The sequence below is a fragment of the Corallococcus caeni genome (genome assembly GCF_036245865.1).
Taxonomy (GTDB): domain Bacteria; phylum Myxococcota; class Myxococcia; order Myxococcales; family Myxococcaceae; genus Corallococcus; species Corallococcus caeni.
Map to the genome: position 1 here is coordinate 456,690 of NZ_BTTW01000006.1, position 19,555 is coordinate 476,244.

The 19,555-nt window shown below is 71.5% G+C and carries 16 protein-coding genes; 2 read left to right on the plus strand and 14 right to left on the minus strand.

Annotated elements, in window-relative coordinates; all coding sequences use genetic code 11:
* The first annotated feature begins 643 nt into the window (after positions 1 to 643).
* A complete protein-coding gene (locus AABA78_RS26095; RefSeq protein WP_338266821.1) occupies positions 644 to 1,885 on the plus strand; it encodes a FadR/GntR family transcriptional regulator in 1,242 nt (413 codons plus the stop codon).
* A 5-nt stretch (positions 1,886 to 1,890) separates the two neighbouring features.
* Here AABA78_RS26095 and AABA78_RS26100 read toward each other — a convergent pair whose 3' ends face one another.
* Both AABA78_RS26100 and AABA78_RS26105 read right to left on the minus strand, forming a co-directional pair.
* Complete coding sequence (locus AABA78_RS26100) at positions 1,891 to 2,718, minus strand: alpha/beta hydrolase (protein ID WP_338266823.1); 828 nt, start codon at positions 2,716 to 2,718, stop codon at positions 1,891 to 1,893.
* A gap of 38 nt (positions 2,719 to 2,756) precedes the next feature.
* Positions 2,757 to 3,470: a spermine/spermidine synthase domain-containing protein gene (locus AABA78_RS26105; RefSeq protein WP_338266825.1), complete on the minus strand. Its 714-nt coding sequence runs from the start codon at positions 3,468 to 3,470 to the stop codon at positions 2,757 to 2,759.
* A gap of 96 nt (positions 3,471 to 3,566) precedes the next feature.
* On the opposite strand from AABA78_RS26105, the gene AABA78_RS26110 reads away from it, so the two are divergent.
* Positions 3,567 to 4,304, plus strand: a complete 738-nt coding sequence (locus AABA78_RS26110; RefSeq protein ID WP_338266827.1) for a tetratricopeptide repeat protein — start codon at positions 3,567 to 3,569, stop codon at positions 4,302 to 4,304.
* Between the two features lie 114 nt (positions 4,305 to 4,418).
* Here the strand turns inward: AABA78_RS26110 and AABA78_RS26115 are convergent, their stop codons facing one another.
* The 12 genes from AABA78_RS26115 to AABA78_RS26170 all read right to left on the minus strand — a co-directional run bounded on the left by AABA78_RS26115 (position 4,419) and on the right by AABA78_RS26170 (position 19,501).
* Positions 4,419 to 5,603, minus strand: coding sequence for an MFS transporter (locus AABA78_RS26115; protein ID WP_338266828.1), 1,185 nt, complete (start codon positions 5,601 to 5,603; stop codon positions 4,419 to 4,421).
* Positions 5,604 to 5,646: 43 nt separating this feature from the next.
* Positions 5,647 to 6,114, minus strand: a complete 468-nt coding sequence (locus AABA78_RS26120) for a hypothetical protein (protein WP_338266830.1) — start codon at positions 6,112 to 6,114, stop codon at positions 5,647 to 5,649.
* A 156-nt stretch (positions 6,115 to 6,270) separates the two neighbouring features.
* On the minus strand, positions 6,271 to 6,846 hold the full coding sequence (locus tag AABA78_RS26125; RefSeq protein WP_338266832.1) for an RBBP9/YdeN family alpha/beta hydrolase: 576 nt from the start codon (positions 6,844 to 6,846) through the stop codon (positions 6,271 to 6,273).
* 34 nt (positions 6,847 to 6,880) lie between these two features.
* On the minus strand, positions 6,881 to 7,705 hold the full coding sequence (locus AABA78_RS26130) for an aminotransferase class IV (RefSeq protein ID WP_338266834.1): 825 nt from the start codon (positions 7,703 to 7,705) through the stop codon (positions 6,881 to 6,883).
* A 2-nt stretch (positions 7,706 to 7,707) separates the two neighbouring features.
* The gene (locus tag AABA78_RS26135) at positions 7,708 to 8,145 is read right to left on the minus strand and encodes a hypothetical protein (RefSeq protein WP_338266836.1); all 438 of its coding nucleotides are present in this window, start codon (positions 8,143 to 8,145) and stop codon (positions 7,708 to 7,710) included.
* Between the two features lie 42 nt (positions 8,146 to 8,187).
* The gene (locus AABA78_RS26140; RefSeq protein ID WP_338266838.1) at positions 8,188 to 10,602 is read right to left on the minus strand and encodes a PAS domain-containing sensor histidine kinase; all 2,415 of its coding nucleotides are present in this window, start codon (positions 10,600 to 10,602) and stop codon (positions 8,188 to 8,190) included.
* Positions 10,603 to 10,783: 181 nt separating this feature from the next.
* Entirely contained in the window at positions 10,784 to 14,143 is a 3,360-nt protein-coding gene (locus AABA78_RS26145) for an ATP-binding protein (RefSeq protein ID WP_338266840.1), read from the minus strand.
* Positions 14,144 to 14,164: 21 nt separating this feature from the next.
* Entirely contained in the window at positions 14,165 to 15,181 is a 1,017-nt protein-coding gene (locus AABA78_RS26150) for a hypothetical protein (RefSeq protein WP_338266842.1), read from the minus strand.
* A 1-nt stretch (position 15,182) separates the two neighbouring features.
* Complete coding sequence (locus AABA78_RS26155) at positions 15,183 to 16,373, minus strand: DUF559 domain-containing protein (protein ID WP_338266844.1); 1,191 nt, start codon at positions 16,371 to 16,373, stop codon at positions 15,183 to 15,185.
* A gap of 143 nt (positions 16,374 to 16,516) precedes the next feature.
* Positions 16,517 to 17,746 carry an MFS transporter gene (locus AABA78_RS26160; RefSeq protein WP_338266846.1) on the minus strand — a complete coding sequence of 410 codons (1,230 nt, stop codon included), beginning with the start codon at positions 17,744 to 17,746 and terminating at the stop codon, positions 16,517 to 16,519.
* Positions 17,736 to 18,677, minus strand: a complete 942-nt coding sequence (locus AABA78_RS26165) for an NAD-dependent epimerase/dehydratase family protein (protein WP_171421986.1) — start codon at positions 18,675 to 18,677, stop codon at positions 17,736 to 17,738. The genes AABA78_RS26160 and AABA78_RS26165 overlap by 11 nt, the downstream gene beginning before the upstream one ends.
* On the minus strand, positions 18,674 to 19,501 hold the full coding sequence (locus tag AABA78_RS26170) for a lysophospholipid acyltransferase family protein (protein WP_370469483.1): 828 nt from the start codon (positions 19,499 to 19,501) through the stop codon (positions 18,674 to 18,676). Before AABA78_RS26170 ends, AABA78_RS26165 begins: the two co-directional genes overlap by 4 nt.
* Positions 19,502 to 19,555: the final 54 nt, after the last annotated feature.

Genomic DNA, 19,555 nt, shown 5'->3' on the forward strand with positions numbered 1-19,555 from the left:
TCAAGCACGAGCCCTTCCGACGCCTGGCCGTACAAGCCCGGGTGCGAGATACCAACACCAACATTCACCGGTTCGATGTTCGCCAGGTTCTGCGCCTGCACGGAGCGCGGCGAGCAGGTGTTCTCCACGCTGTCCAGTGGGAAGGCCCATTGAACCGCTCCACGGTTGGAAAGGAGCGGCCCTCTGTTGGGTCTCATGCGACGGACCCATCGGACCACCCCCCTACAATGCAACCCGTGTGTGCGCCGTCGCGACTCGCTACGCCGCGACTCGCTACCCCACACGCCTGCGCGACGACCTCTGTAGGTCGCCAGAGGTTTGTTGACGAGTCCTGCACCCCGAAGGTGTCCGGGGGACGCACGCTTGGTGGAACACCGTAGAGGGGGCCGCGACGTGGTTCGTGGGCGGACGCCAATGCGGGGGCGGGGACAGAGCCCCCTGCCGGGAGCGACGTCGCCCAACTGGTCCGACAGTCGGACCAGTTCGCGCAGTCCGGGGCCGCTGGTCCGGCAGTCGGACCAGTTTGTGCCGTCCGGGGCCCGAGGCCGCCCTGTCCCAGGATGTGCCGCGGACGGTGGGCCCGGCGTCCATGTCAGACCCGTCTGGTTGGATGGGCGAAGCATCGGCGAGAGGGGCGGCGGGAATGGTGAGGGTGGGGCTCGTGGCGTACGTGGAGGAGCAGCTCGAGCGGGACATTGCGCTGGGACGGCTGCCGAGGAACGGAGGGCTGGCCTCGGAGCGGATGCTGGCTCGCCACTATGGAGTGAGCCGGGGCACGGTGCGCGAGGCTCTGAGGCGGCTGGCGGCACGGGGCCTGGTGGTGCAGCGCCCTGGACGCCAGGCGCGCGCGGTGGCGCTGGACGAGTCGCTGACGCTGGAGAACCTGGGCCTGGGGCTGCACGACGAGCGCTCCGAAGAGGGCCGGCGGCTCCTGGAGGGTTTCTTCAGCCTCAAGCGTCAGGTGCTGGTGGATCTGCTGGTCGACTGCTGCGCGAAGGCCTCCGTCATGGACTTGGGGCTACTGACGAGCACCTGCTATCAGCTCAGTGACGCTGCGCGCTGGTACCCAGGGGAGCGCTGCGCGCAACTGGAGTTCGAGTTGCTGCGGCTGGCGGCTCGAGTGGCTGGACATCCCGGGCATCTGCTCCTCATCCAGTCGCTGCAACGGGCCTTTCGGGGCAACGTGGCCCGGCTGCTGCCCTTCATGGGCGGCGAGTCGCTGCGTGAGTGGGCCATCTGCGCGGACCATGCCTTGGACGAGCGCGACGTGCAGACGCTCCAGCACCGGCTGCCGGTGTTGCTGAAGGCGTACGACGAGCTTGTGCTCGACCAATTCGCCCCACGTCCTCAGGAGCATGTGTCCCCCGAGGTCCCTCACGCTCAGGAGCGCAGCCTGGGCGCTCCTGCATCCGTCTCCGGGCAGGACGATGCTCCCGAAGCACGCCCCTGCGTCAAGGAGCACAGTCCCGGCCTCCTCGCGCCAGCCGCTGAGGACAACGCGGTGCTCGGGACTGCATCCTGTCCCCCTGGAGTGGCTTGTCTCCTGGAGCCCGACAGCGGGGCGCTATTTCCAGACGCCCCGGCCGCCGCCCCCTGCGAGCCCCGAGGGAGACTGCGCTGGCGGGGGCGTGCCAAGCGCGGCCTCGGGCGGCCGGGCCGACTGTCTGACAGGTTGAGCGGCTCTGACTCCGGCAGGCGGCATTCAGTCCGAGGCTCCACCCTCCGGTCTCAACTGACGAGCCCGGCGGGCGATGCGCAGGGAGGGCAGACCGCTTCACGGCCCCCAGGGGTCGCTGGGTCGGTGGGCGCGCGACTCTGGCGCTTCATGGCCCGTTTCCTGAGCCCCCTGCTCCTTGATCTGCAACAGTCCTTCGCGCCCTCGTGACCTGCTCAGGGAACGGCCTTCGTGGAGGCGGGCGCGAAGGCCTCTCGCAGCACCTTCGCCTCCAGCGAACGGTAGATGTTGGCGTGGCGCAGGTCGGGCTGGGGCTCGTACTTCCACTTCAGTCCCGCGGGCGCGTTCGCACGGAAGACCTCGGACAGGCGTCCGGCTTCGGCCGCGACGTCGTCACCGGCGGACGCCATGTAGAGCGTGGCCTTCAGGTCCGGCTTCGCCTTGAGCCGCTCCCCGGCCTTGCGCACCCACTCTTCGTTGTTCCACCAGAGGCTGGGGCTCAGCGCGATGGAGGTGCCGAACATCCCGGGCTGGAGGAAGAGCGTCTCCATGATGAACAGCCCCGCGAGCGACTCGCCGATGATGGCCGTCTCGTCGGTGACGCGGTACTTGCGGCGCACGTGGGGCATGAGTTCGTCGCGGAGGAAGGCCCGGAACGCGGCCGAGCCACCGACCCTCGGGGCGATCTTCTTGTCCTGCTCGACCTGGGTGGGGCCGGTCATGTCCCGGCGCCGCTCGGTGTTCTCGATGCCCACCAGGATGACGGGCCGCATCTCGCCGGCGCGAATGGCGGTGTCCACGGCGGTGGCGACGTGCGGGAAGTCCTCCTGCTCGCCGCCGTCGGGCATGTAGAGCACCGGGTAGCGCACGCCCTTCGCCGCGGCGTAGCCGGGTGGCGTGTAGACGTTGATGCGGCGCTGCTCCCGGAGCGCCTTCGACGGGAGCAGGAACGTCGCGTGCGGAGGCATCGGCTCCGCCTCCGTGGCGTGTCCCACGCCACTGACGAGGACGACGGCGAACAGGAACAGACGGACGCACCACATGGGCTGCCACCTCGTGATGGGAAGAACGTTTGCGCGCTTCAGCGCCGCGACGGCGGCCGCGACGACGATGAGCCCTTGGCCTTGGGCACGCGCCGGGCGACGAAGAGGGTGTGCCGCGTCCCCTTGGTGCCGTGCGCCGTGGGGTGGAGGAGCTGGACGGAGAAGCCCACCTCTTCCAGCAGCTTCACGTACGCGACCGAGGGCCCGGCGCTCCACACCACCAGCGTTCCGTTGGAGCGCAGGGAGTTGTAGGCGTGCGACACGCCGGTGAGGTCGTAGAGGCTGTCGTTGTCGGGATGGGTCATGGCCTTCGGGCCGTTGTCCACGTCGAGCAGGATGGCGTCGAAGGCGCCCTGCTGCCGGCGCATCACCTTGCCCACGTCCCCCTCCACCACGGTGACGCGCGGGTCCTCCAGCGGCGCCTTCGCCAGCGGCGCGAGCAGGCCCCGGTTCCACTCCACCACCGGAGCCATCAGCTCCGCGACCACGACGCGGGCGCCCGGCCCCAGGCGGTCGAGCACCGCGCGCACCGTGAAGCCGAAGCCCAGCCCGCCCACCAGCACCCGGGCGGGCGCGTCCGCCGTGAGGTTCGCGCAGCCGGCCTCGGCCATGGCCATCTCCGAGCCATGCTGGCGGCTGGACATCAACGTCTGGCCGCGCACGCGCAGCACGTACTCTTCATCCCGCCGGGCGAGCACGACCTCTCCCACGTCCGGTACCTGCGCTCGCTCCACTGTTTCCCAGGGCTTCATGCCAGCGCTCTTCTCGCGACCGGGCTTCCGGGTCAAGTCGTCGCCTTGACACCCCGGGACGCGCCTGCGAAATGCCGGACGACTGCCCCCCACCACATGGAACGCAACGGACGACAGGCCTGGCCCCCGGAGCTGTCCGAGCCCCTGCGCGAGGTGGACCGCCTGCGCCGGGGAGGCCGCTACACGTCGGCGCTCGCGCTCGCCCGGTCCCTGGCGGAGGCCCACCCGACGCAGGTGCGGGTGCTGGTGGAGGTGGGGCTGACGCTGGGCGTGTGGGGCGGCCAGCCGGCGGAGGCGCTGCCCTGGTTCGACCGCGTGCTGGAGCTGGCGCCGGGGCACGTGGCCACGCGCTACCACTGGGCGCTCACGCTCGCGCGGCTGGGGCGCCACGCGGAGGCGGTGGAGGGCTTCACGCAGGTGGAGGCGGCGGGCTTCCGCAAGGCGCTGGTGCTGCACATGAAGCGCGCGGAGTCGCTCGAAGCGCTGGGGCGGCTGGCGGAGGCGGAGGCGGACTGGACAGCGGCCCTGGCGGAGGATCGGGGCAACCCGTGGCTCCTCCAGCAGCGGGCCCGGAGCCGCGCCCGAGCGGGGCGGGGGGATGCCGCGGAGCAGGACCTCACCGCTGCGCTCGCGTCCCAGGAGGGTGACTCCGTGGACCCCGAGTTGCTGTACGAGCGGGGGGGGCTCCGGCTTCAGCGTGGCGACGTCACGGGGGCTCGCGCGGACTTCGACGCGGGGCTCCAGGCCTTCCGCGTGGGGGACCCTCCGTCGCTGCTGGACGCGCTCCGGCGCGGGCTCCAGGACGCGGTGGCCAGGGACGGCGGGGCGCGCTGAGCTTTCAGGGGCGTCAGCCGAAAACCGCCTTGCTCCGTTCAGCGGGAGCCGCGCCAAAGCCCGATTTTCTGGCCCCGGCGATGAGGGGCCCTGACAGGGCCTGCTTCCTCCCGCTCAGGCGTGCTCGACACGTGCCGGCGCGGGACGCCCGCCGCCACGGTTCGCGACCGCGAAGAGCCCGGCCCCGAGGAGGGTGAGCGCGACGGCGGCCCAGGCCGGCGCGAGGTAGCCCCACCCGGCCGCGATGACCAGGCCGCCCAGCCACGCGCCCGCGGCGTTGGCGATGTTCAGGGCGGAGTGGGACATCGACGCGGCCAGGGAGGGCGCACCGGGCGAGGCCTCCATGAGCCGCACCTGCACCGCGGGCGCGAGGAACTGCGCCGAGACGCCAATGAGGAACACGAGCGGGACCGCCGCCCAGGGCGACGTGGCCGTGAGCGCGAACAGGCCCATCACGAGCGTCGTCGCGCCGAACCCCACCCACATCGCGAGCGTCACCGAATGGTCCGTGAGGCGGCCTCCCAGCATCGCCCCCACCGTCATGCCCACGCCGAAGAGGGCGAGCACCCACGGCAGCGCCGACTCGGGCAGGCCCGACGCGAGCGTCAGCGTCGGCGCGATGTAGCTGTAGACCGCGAACAGCCCTCCGAAGCCCACCGCGCCCACCAGCGACGTCCACCACACCTGCGGCTGCCGCAGCGCGGACAGCTCCTGTCGGATGCTGCTGCCTCCCAGCGAGGCCACCTGCGGCACCCACAGCCAGAGGGCCGTGAGCGTCACCAGGCCAATGCCGCCGACCAGCAGGAACGTGCTCCGCCAGCCCAACTGCTGCCCGAGGAACGTCGCCGCCGGGACGCCGACGATGTTGGCGATGGTGAGCCCGGCCATGAGCAGCGCCACGGCGCGTCCCTTGCGCCCCGGCCCCAGCAGCTCCGCGCCCACGACGGAGCCCACGCCGAAGTAGGCACCGTGCGGCAGGCCCGCGATGAACCGGGCCACGATGAGCGTGTCCAGCGTGGGCGCCAGCGCGGAGGCCGTGTTGCCCACGGTGAACGCCGCCATCAACAGGAGCAGCAGCGCCCGGCGCGACATCCGCGCGGTCACGATGGCGACCAGCGGCGCCCCCACGACGACGCCCAGCGCATAGGCGGCGATGACGTGCCCGCTCCGGGGAATCGTCGCCTCCAGGCCGCTCGCGATCTGCGGGAGGATGCCCATGGTGGCGAACTCGGTCGTCCCGATGCCGAAGCCACCCATGGACAGCGCCAGCAGGGCCCGGCCTACGTCTTGAGTCTTCACGGTGCCCCCGTATCAGGTCGGCGGACACCTGTCGCCGCGTGGCTCAGCCCTCGCGGGGGATGGGCTCGAACTCGATGGTCGCCCCCTTGGGGCGCACGTAGAAGAGGTGGATGCGCAGGTGGGGGTACGCCGTCTGGAGCTCCTTCGCGCCGAAGTGGAGGTCCTTCAGCTGCTGCTCCACGGCGATGTCCGGCCCGAGCGCGCTGTGCTTCGCGTGGTAGTAGCCGCACCCCGCGTGCGCCAGCAGGAGCACGTCCTCGATGTGGTGGCCTTCGATGAGGAAGCTCGCGGCCTTGGTGAAGCCCGCGCTCTCCAGGTAGTCCGAGGCCCAGCGGTTGAGCAGCGCGGGGCCTCCAGGAATGGTCATCGTGTCGAGGCGGGCGTGGCCCAGGTGGTGGGCCAGGTCCTCCACGGCCTCGGTGAAGCGCCCGTCCGAGCAGTACACGGCCAGGGCCTTCGGGTGGACGGACTCGAAGGGGACGCGGGAGACGTAGGGAGCGGGAGCGGACATGCGCCCCAGGTTAATGGCTCCCGGCTGCCGCGAAAGCACCTTCGAGCCGCCCGGTGGAAATCGGTGACGCGCCCGGTGTCAGGGGTGTTCCGGGAACGCCGCGGGCTGCCCCGTGCCGCCGTTGCCCTCGGGCTTCGGGCCGGCATGGCGGGCTGCTCAGCGGGACGCGCCGAAGCACTCCTGGAGCACGGCCAGCACGGCGGGCTCCTGTGGGTTGTTGAAGTGGCGTCCGCCGGGGACGAGGCGCACCTCCGCGCCCAGGCGCTCCTCGAAGAGGCGCGTGTTGCGGCGGAAGTCGGAGGTGAAGGGGTCGGAGTCCGACAGCACCACCACGCAGCGGCGGAGCGCGGCGCGGATCCGCTCGAAGTCCATGGGCGTGTCCAGCCACGGCCGCAGCGTGTCCCAGGGCGTGTCGACCTCGAACCAGCCCGCGACGAGCACGGCCCCTTCCACGGTGTGGCCCGGCGGCAGCGTGGACAGGTAGCGCATCACGGCCTGACAGCCGACGCTGTGGCCCAGGAACACGGTGGAGGGCGCGGGCACCGGCCCCACCGCGGCGGCGAGCGTGGACACCCAGCCGTCGATGGTGGGCGCGCCCGGCGTGGGCATGTCCAGCGTGCGCACGTCGTCGAAGAGGGGCGGCGGCGTGCGCAGCTTCGCGGTGAGCCACGGGTAGAAATCCGTCACGGGGCTTCCGGCCCACCGGGGGGCCATGACGAGGGAGCGGGTCATGGCCGCGAGTGTGCCGCACTCCGGTGGCGCGCGCTCAGCCCTCGCGCACGGCCCGGGCCTCCAGCGCGGCGCGGGCCCGCTCCGCGAGCCGGAGGCTGTCGGGCAGCTCCCGGCCCAGCAGCCTCGGCACGCCCACGGCCAGTGCCACCGCGTTGCTGTAGAAACACGCCTGCGCGCGGGCCAGGTCCGCCAAAGGCAGCACGCGCTCCACCACCGGCAGCCCGTCCACGGAGGCCAGGGCCAGCAGCACCGCGCGGGCGATGCCCGGCAGGCACGGCGCGGAGAGCGGCGGGGTGACGAGCGCGCCGTCGAGCTGCACGAAGAGGTTGGCGGTGGGCAGCTCGCAGACCTCCTCCGCCTCGTTGGTCAGCACGGGCAGGCGCGGCAGGAGCGCGTGCTGGCGGAAGTACGCGAGCCCCTTGTGGTTCACCGTGCGCTCCGCGCGCCGGTAGGCCCCGGCCTCCACGCTGTCCAGCTCCCGGCCCTCCCGGTGATGCGCTTCTAGGTCCGCGGCGAAGGGACGGAAGGTGCACAGCACGTGGCCGTCGCTCACCGCGAGCTTGCCCACGCCGGTGAAGCGGGGCCCCAGGGCCGCGTCCGCCGCGAGGCAGCGGCGCAGGGACTCGCGCACGGCGTCCTCCTGGAGGAGCGCGGGCGCCGGGGCGCGCACGGCGGTGGGGAACGCGTCGAGGCTTCCGCGCACGCGGGCCAGGTGCCTCGCGAGGAACCGGGGCTGACCCGCGTCCATGCGGAACGTGGTGAAGAAGCCCGCGCCGAAGAAGAAGCCCTGGGCGAAGTCCTGGAGGCGCAGGTCCTCCCAGCGCTGCACGACGCCATCGACGGAGACGGTGGAGAGCATGCTCAGGCCTGGCGAGCGGCGGGCAGATGGCTGTCGAGCGGCTTCATGGCGGAGCTCCGGATGCGCAGCTTCACCCGGTCGGGTCCCACCCTGAACGTGTCCCACAGCAGGAAGAACCACCGCTCGCGAACACGGTCCTGGAGGTCCGCCCAGGGGATGCACAGCGGCGGATGGCCCACGCGGAAGGGAAGGAGCACCGCGAGGTAGAGCCCCCGCGCGTCGCCACCCACGATGAGACAGCTCCGGTAGCTCACCAGGCCCACTCCGCCAGAGACGAAGTACCTGCTCGGGAAGCCACCGCCCTTGTCCAGGCGGTAGTCCCGCGCGAGCCGGCTCCATCCGCCCATCCGGGAGAGGAGGAACGTGACGAGCACGAACATCCCCGGGATCAGGACCAGGGGGACCCACGGCGCCAGGATGGAGGCGGGCTGCGCATGCATGGCGCCAGTGTAGATCCGCGCGCGGCGTCCCGTTGAGCGCCGTCAGGGACGGGCCTCCCCGCCACCCTGCCGGAAGTCCGGGGAGGTCTCCGGGATGCCCGGCAGCGTGAAGAAGAACGCGGCGCCGTGGCCTGGCTGGCTCTCCACCCAGACGCGGCCGCCGTGCGCCTCCACCAGCCCCTTGACGATGGCGAGCCCCAGCCCGGCGCCCGCCTTGCGCGCGTGGATGGCCTGCCAGAAGCGGTCGAACACGTGCGGCAGCGCCGCCGCGTCGATGCCCGGCCCCGAGTCCTCCACGCGGAAGCACACCTGCTCACCGCGGCGCACCGCCTTCAGGAGGATGCGGCCTCCGGGCGGGGTGAAGTGGATGGCGTTGCCCACCAGGTTCTGGAAGACGCGCACCACGAGCGCCCGGTCCGCGCGCACTTGGGGCAGGCCCGGCTCGAAGGCCACCTCGAGGCGCAGCCCCCTGTCCGCCGCCAGCAGTTCGTTCAAGGCCTGCACCTGGGCGAGCAGCCGGGGCACGTCCAGCGGCTCCACGTCCAGCACCGCGCGTCCCGACTCCACCCGCGCCACCTCCAGCAGATCGTCGATGAGCCGGTCCATGTTGCCCACCACGCCGCGGATCTTCCGCAGCGCCTCCGCGGCCTCCAGCCCTTCCTGCCGGGGCAGGCGCTTCTCCGCGCGGAGGGACAGCAGGGAGATGGTGTTCAGCGGCGCGCGCAGGTCGTGGGAGACGATGCCCAGCGTCTCGTCGCGCGCGGCGACGGCCTGCCGGGCGGTGCGGTACAGCCGCGCGTTCTCCAGCGCCAGCGCGGTCCGCCGCGCCAGCTCGCTCACCAGGGGCAGGCTCTCCGTCCCGTAGCGCAGGCCCGAGCGCGTGGACACCAGCAGCAGCACCCCCATGGAATGGTCCTGGAGGGCCAGCGGCGCGGCCACCGCGGACTCCACGCCGGGGCTGTCCTGGGCGCGCTCCCGAAGCAGCTCCCCGGACCCCGAGCGCAGCGCCTGCGCCACGGTCCGCCCCAGCGCGCTCCCGGCGCCGGGGACGCAGGCCGTGCGCAGCGTGTCCTCCAGGCCGGGCGTCACGGCGGCCACCTCCACGGAGGGCTCCTCGTCGGCGCAGCCGCCCAGCGTGGCGATGGCGCAGCCATCCCCGAGCGTGGGCACGGCGAGCTTCACCACGGTGCGGACCACGTCTCCGCACTCCAGGGAGCGCGTGCTGGCGGCGCCCATGTCGGAGAGGAAGTGGCCCCACAGCTCGACACGCCGCTGCTCGGTGATGTCGCGGAAATAGACGGAGAGCCCCTCCGGCGAGGGGTACGCCACGACGCGCAGCCACCGGTCATCCACGACCGCGGGCTGCTCCTCCTCCACGGGGACCTGCGCGGCCGTCGCCCGGCTCAGCAGGGCCGTCATGGCCAAGCCCTGGGTCCCGGAGAAGACCTCCGCCAGCTTCCGGCCCAGCAGGGCCTCACGCGCCCGGCCGAAGTGCGCCTCCGCGCGCCGGTTCACGTAGGTGAAGCGCCCGTCCCGGTCGAACGCGGCGAAGCCGTCGGTGATGCGCTCGAGCACCGCGTTCATCCGCTCGCGCGCCGCCTCCGCCTCCTCGCGCGCGGCCTCTTCCCGCGTCAGCTGGCGCCGCGCCTCGTCGGCTTCGCGGCGGCCGGTGATGTCCTCGTGGGCCACCACCACGCGCAGCGGACCCGGTCCGGTGAAGCGCGTGGCCCGCAGCAGGAACCAGCGCCGGACGCCTCCGGGCTCGTGGCACGGGTACTCCAGGAGGTACGGCTCCGTGCGGCCGGAGATGATGGCGCGGATGCCCGTGGCGACAAGGGGCGCCTGCTCGGAGAAGCTGCCCCTCGCGGCGTCCGTCACCCCCAGGTAGTTCGCGCCCACGCCGCACGGGCTCTGGTCCTCCACGCAGCCGTTGTCGCGCGCGAAGCGCCTCCAGGCTTCGTTGACGGCGAGGATGGTGCCCTGGCCATCCAGGATGGCGATGTGCGTGGACAGCGAGTCGAGCGTGGAGCGCAGGAACTGCTCCGACTCATACAGCGCCTGCGCGGCGCGCTTGCGGGCGCTGACGTCCCGGAAGAAGACGGTGAGGCCCTCCGAGGAGGGGTACGCCTGGACGTCGAGCCAGGCGTCGAGGGGCGCGTAGTAGGCCTCGAACGCGACGTTGACCTGCTTCGTGAGCGCCCGCTGGTACTCCTGCTCGAACACGGAGCCGCGGGCCTCGGGAAACTGCTCCCAGACGACCTGCCCGAGCAGTTCCTCCCGGGGGCGCTTCAGCAGCCACTCGCTGCGCCTGTTGAGGTAGGTGAAGCGCCAGGAGCGGTCGAGCGCGAAGACGGCGTCCGAGGTGCGCTCCAGGGCGTCGATGGCCTGGAGGGATGAGGGCTCCCTGGACGCGGGCTGCTCACGCGCGGTCCGTCCCTGGCTCTGTCGCAAGCCCATTCCTGCCTCCCCCCATGGAAGACGCCTGAGGGGAAGTATGGGGGCCGTTGCCCGGCGAAGCCGCGCGAGGGCGCCCGGGACGACTCCCCGCCCGAGGGCCAGTCCCGTCCACGGAAGGGGAGCGCCCCCCTGCCCGCGGGCCTTGAATCCAGCGGGGAAGGGGGCTGCCGTGGAGCGGACCTCAGGAGCCCTGCTCGCGGGAGCGGTGCGCGAGCTGGAGGATTTCGTCCTCGGAGAGCTGGTCGGTCTTGATGATGTTCCGGTCCGCCTTGAGCTGTTCCACCTGCCCGTCGCGGAGCACATGGAACTGGCCCGTCTTCTGCGCGGGAAGGCGCGTGGCCGGATCGACCCGGGCATCGGAGAACATGGGCCGGAGCTTGCCGAGCGCCCGGTCCTCTCTCACGCGGCCAATGAACCAGCTGCGCACGTTCTCCCGGCACTTGTAGTCGAGGTCGCCCGGGCTCTGGGTCGCGAGCATCACGCCGATGCCCGCCGAGCGCGCGCGCTTGAGCAGGTTCTCCATGGGCTGCTTGGTCGCGGGGATGCCCACGGCCGGCAGGTACATGTCCGCCTCGTCGAACATCAGGACCGCCTGGAGCTTGGACGAGGGATGCTGGCTGGCCCAGCGGTTGGCCTCCACCAGCAGCTGCGACACCCAGAAGAGCGCGCCCTGCGTTCCCCCCAGGAACTTGGTGCTGATGATGCTCAGCCGCGTCTTGCCCGGCACCTTCGCGCTCCCCAGCCCGAGCAGCTCCTCCATGTTCAGCTTCTCGCCCTGGGCGGCCAGGAGGTTGCGCGCGTTGAGCCGCAGCGTCGCCAGGTCCTGGGCGAGCTTCGGGAACACCTTGAGGTCGATGCCGCTGGTCTCCTGGACGAGGGTGATGTCCTCGGACGCGATGAACTTCTGGACCAGGTCCAGGCTCAGCTCCTGGGCGATGGGCCGCTCCACCAGCAGCCGCAGCGCCTGCGCGAGCAGCGCCTTCGCGGCCTTGTCCTTGGCGCTGTTGCGGTACTCGAGCATGCTCGCGATGGCGTCCGCGGCCTGTTGAACGCTCTGCTCGCGCTCCTCCGGCGGCAGGGATTCCAGACCACGGGGAACCACCGGAATCGCGAGCGCGCGTCCATCCGTGCGGCCCGGCGTGTAGAGGGCCACGTCCACGCGCTCCCGCAGCAGCCGGCGGCGCTCCTCCAGCGCGGGGTCCTTCAGCTCCTCCTCCCACGCCTCGTCACGCGCGTACGCGGCGAGGTCGCCCTTGCGGTCCACCAGCAGCGCGGGAATGCCTTGCAGGAGCAACTGCTCGATGAGGTTCAACGCGAGCGTCGTCTTGCCGCTGCCGGAGCCGCCGAGGAACGCGCTGTGCTTCGTCAGTTCCTCCGTCTGCACGAAGACGGGATGGGTGAAGACCCCTTCGGAATCGCCGACCCGCAGCGCGCCCGGCATCGTTTCACTGGGAGCCTTCGCGGCCGTCTTCTGCTGGGGCACTTCCCTGGGCGTCTGGGTTCTACCCGGGGACTTGCTCACCAGCGGTTCGCTGATGGACTGGATGCGCCGTCCCTCCAGCTCGACCTCGTCCTGCGGCTCGCGTCCTCCGGACGAACCCTTCTCGGGGGAAGCGTCCGTGCGTCGCGCACTTTCAAACTGCGCGGTGCGGCGCTCGCCCTGGGCTGGCTTCACGAGCGCCGGTGCGACGCCCTTTCCGGTCGGTTCCGCGGCGGGTGGGGTGTCACGCGCAGGCGGGGGAGCGGGCGGGAGCTTCTCGAGCGCGAGCACGTCCGAGATCACCTTCAATCGGGTGAGCGGCCGCGCCGACCGGCTCCATTCGCGGAACGCCGTCTCCGGGTGTTCCTTGCGGAAGGACTGCAGGGCCACCACTTCGCGCAGGTCGCTGTTGCTCACCACCGCGCGCCTGCCGCCCCTTCGCAGGAGCACGCCGACCTGCTCCGCGACGAGCCCGTTGGGATTGCCGGGGAACTCCGCGGTGCGGAGGATGACCGGCAGCTTGCGAGCGGCGGACCGGAGGGCTTCGGCCATCTGCCGGCCCAGGCCTCCACCTCGGGGCGAGCGATTGCAGAGCGCCACGAACAGCCCCTGGGAGCTGGTGGAGAGGCTGACGTCGATGGACGCCTCCGTGCGCGACTTGACCTTGAATTGATCCGCTGCCCCCAGCTCCTCCCCCCCCGCTTCAATGGCCCAGGCCAGCAGCGAGACGATCTCCGCATCCTCCTCCGGGACGGTGCCGTTGAACTTCGCCCGGAAGTCGGTCCACCTCTGGTCCATGGTGGCCTGCTGGGCCAGCTTGAGGTCCTCGCCGTCCTTCTTCTTCTTGTCCTCTCCAGGAAGGGTGAGCTGTCGAGGCAGTTTGCCGTCCAGGCAGGCCTGCTCCTGGAAGCGACGGCAGGCATTGAGCGCGTCCCGGACGCGCAGGCCGCTGAACCGCTCGAGCTCGGAGCGCGGAATCGGGTACGTCGGATCCGCGGGGTCCACTTCGAGCCCGTGATGGCTGAGGAGCACGCGCATCCGCTGGGCGACCATGTCCTGCGCGGTCTGCTCCGTGAGCAGATGGTCCAGGGTGATGGGCGCCGGGTCGTTCTCGATGCGGTCGAGCATGGCCTGCGTGAGCTGCTTGCGCATCGCCGTCCAGAAGTCGGACAGGCAGCAGACGACGATGACCGCCGTGGGGACGTTGCCCGCGAACGCGGCCAGGCTGTTGATGGCGCGCCGGAACGACGGCTCCATGCCGGGGTTCTTCTCGAAGTCGCTGATGTCCTCGACCTGATCCACACAGAGGACCAGCGCCTGCTCCATCGCGCCCATGAGCCGCCCCAGGTGGGTGAGCATGCGCATGGGGTCGTTGTCCGCGGTGCGGGGCACGATGTCGCCGAGCACCTGCCGGTCGGCGGGGACCATGTCCTCGCAGCGCAGCCACTGCAGGACCCGGTGGTGGTACTTGGCCTCCCGGCGTTGCAGGTAGATGAGGGCGCGCAGCAACTGGACGTCGACGTGGCGGAAGAGCGGGTTTTCGTGAAGCTCATCCGCCAGGGAGCGGATCATGTCGTGAAGCTCGTGCTCCTCCAGGATGCCTTCGTCGTGGATGAGCGGCTCGAACGCGCTCTTGCAGTACTTCATGAGCGCGTTGGACAGGCGGGTCAGCCCCGTGTCGTCCTCGTCCACGGTCACGTCGTAGGTGCGGTCCAGCGTGTCGATGAGGTTCGACAGGATGTAGCGGTCGTAGTTGGCGGCATCCACCGTCATCGGGAGGTAGCCGACGTACCCCTGCTTCCGGGAGTGCACGCCGTGGCGGAAGGCGCGGACCAGGTGGGTCTTGCCGCTGCCGGATTCGCCTTTGAGGAGGAACAGCTTGCCGGAGTCGGGGTTCCGCGTGGCGCGCCTCACCAGCCGCTCGAAGGCCCGGCGGGCGGGGACGTTGATGGACTCGACGTCGAAGGGGTCCGGCTTCCAGAACGACTGGGCCTGCTGGACGCTGGCGAAGACCTCGGGGCCATCAGCCAGGAATGCTTCAAGACGGGCGTCGGTAGGCATGGAGGCTCTTTCAGAGGCGGACTAGACGACGACGAAGTGGAAGGTGGCGCCGTGGAAGCGGACCTCGGACTCGGCCACGTCGGCCGGATTCATCACTGACACGAGGTCCGCGCGGGTCAGCGTCAGGTGGCGCTTGCGGTTGGCTTCGAGCAGCGCGGAGTCGAAGTCCTCCCGGCGGGTCCACCCGGGCTGCATCGCCTTCCAGACGTGCGAGATGAAGACCTTGTCGTCCCCGAAGCGTCCGGTGGGCAGCGCCCTCGCGACGCGCAGGACGTTATTCGCGAAGGCCATGGGGTCCGACGGGGTCGGCTCCCGTGAGGCCTCGACGAGGGCCGTCCGGGCGGGCTTCTGGCCGGGCACCGGAGCCTGCTCTGGCAGCACCCACTTGCGCAGGGTCGCCAGCCGCAGGGCCTCCGCGTCCACCCGGGAGGCCCCCACCGCGCGCGCCGCCAGCTGCTCCACGCCGCGCTTCGGATCGCCGACCTCCTGCTCCAGCAGCTTGCCCAGCAGATGCGCCTGGATGGCGCGCAGGGTGAGCTTCTCGTTGGTCTCCACCCCCAGCTTGCGCCACATCAGCCGGTCCCGGACCTGGGCCAGCGTCGGGAACTCGGGCCCGTCGACCTGATGCGCGCGCTTGAGCAGCAGGGCCCGCATGCCATCCGCGTTCGACAGCCGCCCCAGCGCCGCCTTGGAGGTCGGCAGGCCCAGGTCCTTCGCGAGCAGGTATTGCTGCCGCACCCGCTTCCAGGTGAGGCCCTTGGGGGACTCCACCCGCAGGAACTTCAGGGCCTGCTGACGCCCCTGCGCCGTCAGCGCCAGCGCGGTGCGGGAGCGCTTCTGCACGAGCCCTGCGTCCAGGAGCCGCTCCAGGAGTGAGTCGAACCGCTCGCTCCACTCGCCCCGGCTCCAGCGATGCTCCACGAAGGCGTGCAGCGTCTTCGCCAGGTCGTTGCGCGTCCCCGGCTTCTTGTCCGTGCGCGTCGCCAGCCATGCGAGGGCCAGGCCCTGGAGCCGTGTGTCGGAGGTATCGGTATCCATGTCAGCGCTCCCGCCCTGCAAGCTCGCGCCTGCGGGCATCAATCAGGGTGTTGAGGGTTTGGAGGATCTCTTCGAGCCGGGGGACCAGGTCGTCCCCGTGGATGCGGTAGACCCAATAGCCAGCGCGTTGCAGGTCCAGGTCCTTGCGCCGGTCGCGCCGGAACCGTTCCCGGTCACTGAAGTGGTAGTAGCCGTCGATCTCCACCGCGAGCCGCAGCTCCCGGCTGAGGAAGTCCACCTCCCACGGGCGGGGTCCTCCTGTGTCGACAGGGGCATTGGGCTTGAAGACACCCGCCGTGGTCGGGTGCTCCGCGAGCCGGTCGCGGAGATAGGCCTCGTAGGTGCTCCGGACCCTGTCCTCGGACAGGCTCCTCGCGCTGGTATGCGCCGCCAGCGCCACCTCGGCTGCCTGCGCGCGCCGCGCCTCGGAGGCGCCCTCCCGCTCCAGTTCCTCGAGCGTCGCCACCGCCCCCTCCGCCCCCGACGCCGGCTCCGGCACCTCCAGCACGCCCTCGCGCACCAGCGCCTTCAGCCGCGTCTCCCCGCCCGCGAGGAACGCCCCCAGCGCCTCGCTGGACACCGCGCACGCCACCGCGAGCGCCGGCACCGCGTTGCTCAACTTCTCCGCCACGACGAGCCCGGGGAGCGACGGCGCGGGCCCCGCGGGCACCCACGCCACCGGCGCCTTCCCGGGCGGCACCAGCGCATGCAACGCGCGCAGCCCGGCGCCCAGGTTCTTCTGGAGCGCCCTGCGCACCGAGTCCGGCAGGGCGCCGGGCTCCACCGCCTCCCGGTGAATCACCAGCTCCCGGCACAGCGCCCAGGTGGCGTCCGGCAACATCGCCGGCGGCGGCAGCGCATCCAGCAGCACGCGCCGCTCATGCGCTGTCTTTCCCCGGAACACCGGCGTGTGTCTGGGATTCGCGGCCGTCAGGCTGAACATCGCCAGCGCCTCCGCGTCCGCCCCCAGGTCCCGGGTCGCCGCCAGCGCCCGGGCCCAGCCCAGCGCCGCCGCATGCGGGTCCTCCCCGGAGACCTCCACCACCGTCCGAGCGTGCCTCGCGGCCCACCGGTTCCAGAGGGTCCCCCCCAGGGCCTCCGGTCCCTCCAGCACGCTCAGGGTCGCGATGCCCTCCGCCCGGCGCCGGGCCTGGCGGTCCAACGCATCCAGCAGCGCGACTTCCCCCGCCAATGGCAAGCTCTACCCCCCGGGAGTGATGGCTTCACCGCCCCCTTGTGAGCAAAAGCCTGCGCTCGTGGGTCGGGTGAAGACAAGCCCCCCAAAGGAGGTAGGGCGTTCCGGGAAGCAAGAGACCCGGGTGGGTCTGAAAGGCTTTACCGCCCCGCGTCGTCGCGGGTTTCCCGACGGAGCAACAGCCCCAGCCCCGCCGCCGCGAGCGCCGAGACCATGCCCGTCAGGAAGGGGGCCTGGGTGCTCCACGACGCATACATCCAGCCGCTCGCCACCGGACCCACCGTGCGGGCCAGCCCGCCGCACGACTGCGCCAGACCCAGCACGGCGCCCTGCTGCGACGGCGGGGCCACCTGCGAGGCCTGGCTTGAAATCAACGGCTGCAGGAAGCCCATGCCCACGCCCACCAGCACCACGGCGACCATCATGGGCAAGGCCTGCTGCGCCACCGCGAGCCCCGCCATGCCGCACGCCAGGAGCAGCGCCCCGGTGATGAGCAGCCGGAACTCCCCCGCCGCGCGCGACAGCGGGCCAATCAGCCCGCCCTGGATGACCATGCCCAGCCCGCCCACCACCGCGAACGTGTAGCCCACTTCCTTGGAGCCCCAGCCCAGCCGCGCCTGCACCAGCAGCGCGAACGCCACCTGGAGCGTGGTCATGGACAGGAACACGGCGAAGAACAACCCCAGCACCATCCCCAACGCCTTGCGCCGGGGCGCGTCCTGCAGCGCGGCCCAGCGCGTCTGGGATTGCGCCGCCACGCGCTGCTCCACCGGGTGCGTCTCCGGCATCGCGACGAGCGCGCCCAGGAAGCCCACCAGCGCCAGGCCCCCGGCGAGCAGCGGCGGCACCCACGCGCCCAGCCCGGAGAACAGCCCGCCCAGCGTGGGCCCCAGCACCATGCCCAGGCCGATGCCCGCTCCGATGCGGCCCATGGCCTTCGCGCGCGTCTGCTTCGTCGTCACGTCCGCCAGCGCCGCCTGACACGCGGCGATGTTGCCGGACGTCGCCCCCGCCAGGATGCGCGACGCGAACAAGAGCGGCAGCATCCGCTGGTGGCTGGCCAGCGCGAACAGCGCCATCGCCGCCGCGTTCGCCAGCAGGCTCAGGAGGATGACCGCGCGCCGCCCGTGCCGGTCCGAGTACCGCCCGAGCAGCGGCGTGGCCAACAGCTGCGTGAAGCTGAAGCACCCCAGGAGGATGCCCACCGTGCGCGCCGAGCCGCCCATGGACTGCACGTAGAAGGGCAGCATCGGGATGACGATGCCGAAGCCCACCAGGTCCAGGAACACGGTGAGGAACACCACCGCCTCCACCCGGCGCAACAGGCCCGGTGAGGCGGCGGGGGACACGGCGACGCTTTCAGCCACCATGGCCCGCCCGGTCCACCGGCAGCGCGTCCGCGTAGGCGCGCAGGATGCGGCCCTCGTCGTAGGCGTACTGGAAGCCCGTGGCCTCCAGGAAGCGCTTGTTGTCCACCACGATGGGATAGCGCAGGTGGTCCGTGGCCCCCACCGACAGCCGGGGGAAGCCCATCCGGCCCAAGAGCAGCGACAGCACCGGCGACGGCAGCGGCACCGGCGTGCGGCCCGTGCCCCGGATGATGACCGACAGCGGCACGGGCGCGGGCCCCGCCACGTTGAAGATGCCGCGCACCTTCTTCTCCAGCGCCAGCTGCAGCGCCGTCACCACGTCCTCCTCCTGGAGCACGTGGAAGAGCGGGTCGTAGCCCAGCACCATGGGCACGCGCTTGCCGCGCAGCAGGTTCGCGAGCGTGCCCGTGCCCGGCGTGCCCAGCGTGTAGACGAGCCGCAGCACCGCGGTGGTGACGTCCGGCATGCGCCACAGCGCCGTCGCCGCGTACAGGTCCGCGGCCACCAGGTCCGCCAGCTCCGGGATGGCCTCCAGCGCGCGCGGGGGCTCGTCCTCGGAGTGGTACAGGGGCGAGTCCGGCGCCGCGCCGTAGAACGTGTGCCGGCCCACGAAGAGGACCTGCTTCACGCCGTGCGCCGCGCAGTGGTCGAACAGCGCCTTGGTGCCGTCCAGGTTGATGCGGCCGCGCTCGCCGCCGGGCACGGTGAACGCCGTCACCGTGGCCATGTGCACCACCGCCTCCGGCTTCCAGCGGCGGAAGACGTCCTCGGCGGCGCGCTTGCGCACGTCCACCGGGTGCACCTGGATGTCCTTGGGCGCGTCCCGCCACGGGCGGATGTCGATGCCCGCGACCTCGTGGCCGCTGTCGCGCAGCTTCAGCGCCAGCCTGCGCGCGATGCCGCCGGAGATGCCTGGAATCAACACCCTCATGGCAACAGCCTCCGGGTCCGGCGCAGGTTGCGCTCGGCGCGGTTGTCTTCGATGAGCCGCTGGATGCGGGCCTTCACCTGGTCCACGTAGCCCTGGATGACGTGGTCCTCCTCGTCGCCCGTGCCCTCGAAGACGAGCGGCTCGCCGTAGTGGATTTCCAGCCCCACCGGCAGGGGCAGCGGCAAGAGGTACGGCGTCAGCGGGATGTACGGCATGCCCAAAAGCTTCCCCAGCGCGTACGCGTTGGTGATGGTGGGGATGGCCGCGCCGCCGCCCAGGAAGGCGAAGGGGATGATGGGCGAGCGCGTCTGGAGCGCCAGCCGGATGAACCCCGTGCCGAAGTCCACCAGCGAGTACCGGTCCGGGTAGAGCTTCGCGGTGCCGCGCGCGCCTTCCGGAAAAATCATCAGCAGCCGGTCGTCCTCCAGCAGGCGCACGGCGTGCTCGGGCAGGCCGGTGAACTGGCCGGTGCGGCTGGCCCACAGCGAGGCCACGGGGAACTTGTGGATGAAGCGCTCCACCATGCCCTGCGCCAGCCGGGGCGGGTCCATCTCCAGCATCGTGGAGGTGAGCACCATCATCCCGTCCACCGCGACGCCGCCGGAGTGGTTGCCCACCAGCATGCCCCGGCCCTTCTTCGGGATGTGTTGCACGCCGGTGCAGCGCACCCGGAAGTAGTTCCGGTAGAGGAAGGCGAAGAACTCCAGCGCCAGCTTCAGGTGCTTCTTGGAGATGCCGTACGGGTCGACACCGTATTCGTTGAAGGGCAGCTCCAACCGCTCCACCCGCTCTGACAGGGACTCGCTCTGGGGCACGGGGCGCACCGTAGCACCGCGCGGAGGCTTTGCACGGGGGGCCCGCGTCCCCCATTGTGCGCC

Bases quoted from the DNA above. Each gene is read 5' to 3' on its own strand.
- AABA78_RS26095 (WP_338266821.1), top strand. From the start codon at position 644: ATGGTGAGGGTGGGGCTCGTGGCGTACGTGGAGGAGCAGCTCGAGCGG.
- AABA78_RS26100 (WP_338266823.1), bottom strand. From the start codon at position 2,718: ATGTGGTGCGTCCGTCTGTTCCTGTTCGCCGTCGTCCTCGTCAGTGGC.
- AABA78_RS26105 (WP_338266825.1), bottom strand. From the start codon at position 3,470: ATGAAGCCCTGGGAAACAGTGGAGCGAGCGCAGGTACCGGACGTGGGA.
- AABA78_RS26110 (WP_338266827.1), top strand. From the start codon at position 3,567: ATGGAACGCAACGGACGACAGGCCTGGCCCCCGGAGCTGTCCGAGCCC.
- AABA78_RS26120 (WP_338266830.1), bottom strand. From the start codon at position 6,114: ATGTCCGCTCCCGCTCCCTACGTCTCCCGCGTCCCCTTCGAGTCCGTC.
- AABA78_RS26125 (WP_338266832.1), bottom strand. From the start codon at position 6,846: ATGACCCGCTCCCTCGTCATGGCCCCCCGGTGGGCCGGAAGCCCCGTG.
- AABA78_RS26130 (WP_338266834.1), bottom strand. From the start codon at position 7,705: ATGCTCTCCACCGTCTCCGTCGATGGCGTCGTGCAGCGCTGGGAGGAC.
- AABA78_RS26135 (WP_338266836.1), bottom strand. From the start codon at position 8,145: ATGCATGCGCAGCCCGCCTCCATCCTGGCGCCGTGGGTCCCCCTGGTC.
- AABA78_RS26140 (WP_338266838.1), bottom strand. From the start codon at position 10,602: ATGGGCTTGCGACAGAGCCAGGGACGGACCGCGCGTGAGCAGCCCGCG.
- AABA78_RS26145 (WP_338266840.1), bottom strand. From the start codon at position 14,143: ATGCCTACCGACGCCCGTCTTGAAGCATTCCTGGCTGATGGCCCCGAG.
- AABA78_RS26150 (WP_338266842.1), bottom strand. From the start codon at position 15,181: ATGGATACCGATACCTCCGACACACGGCTCCAGGGCCTGGCCCTCGCA.
- AABA78_RS26160 (WP_338266846.1), bottom strand. From the start codon at position 17,746: ATGGTGGCTGAAAGCGTCGCCGTGTCCCCCGCCGCCTCACCGGGCCTG.
- AABA78_RS26165 (WP_171421986.1), bottom strand. From the start codon at position 18,677: ATGAGGGTGTTGATTCCAGGCATCTCCGGCGGCATCGCGCGCAGGCTG.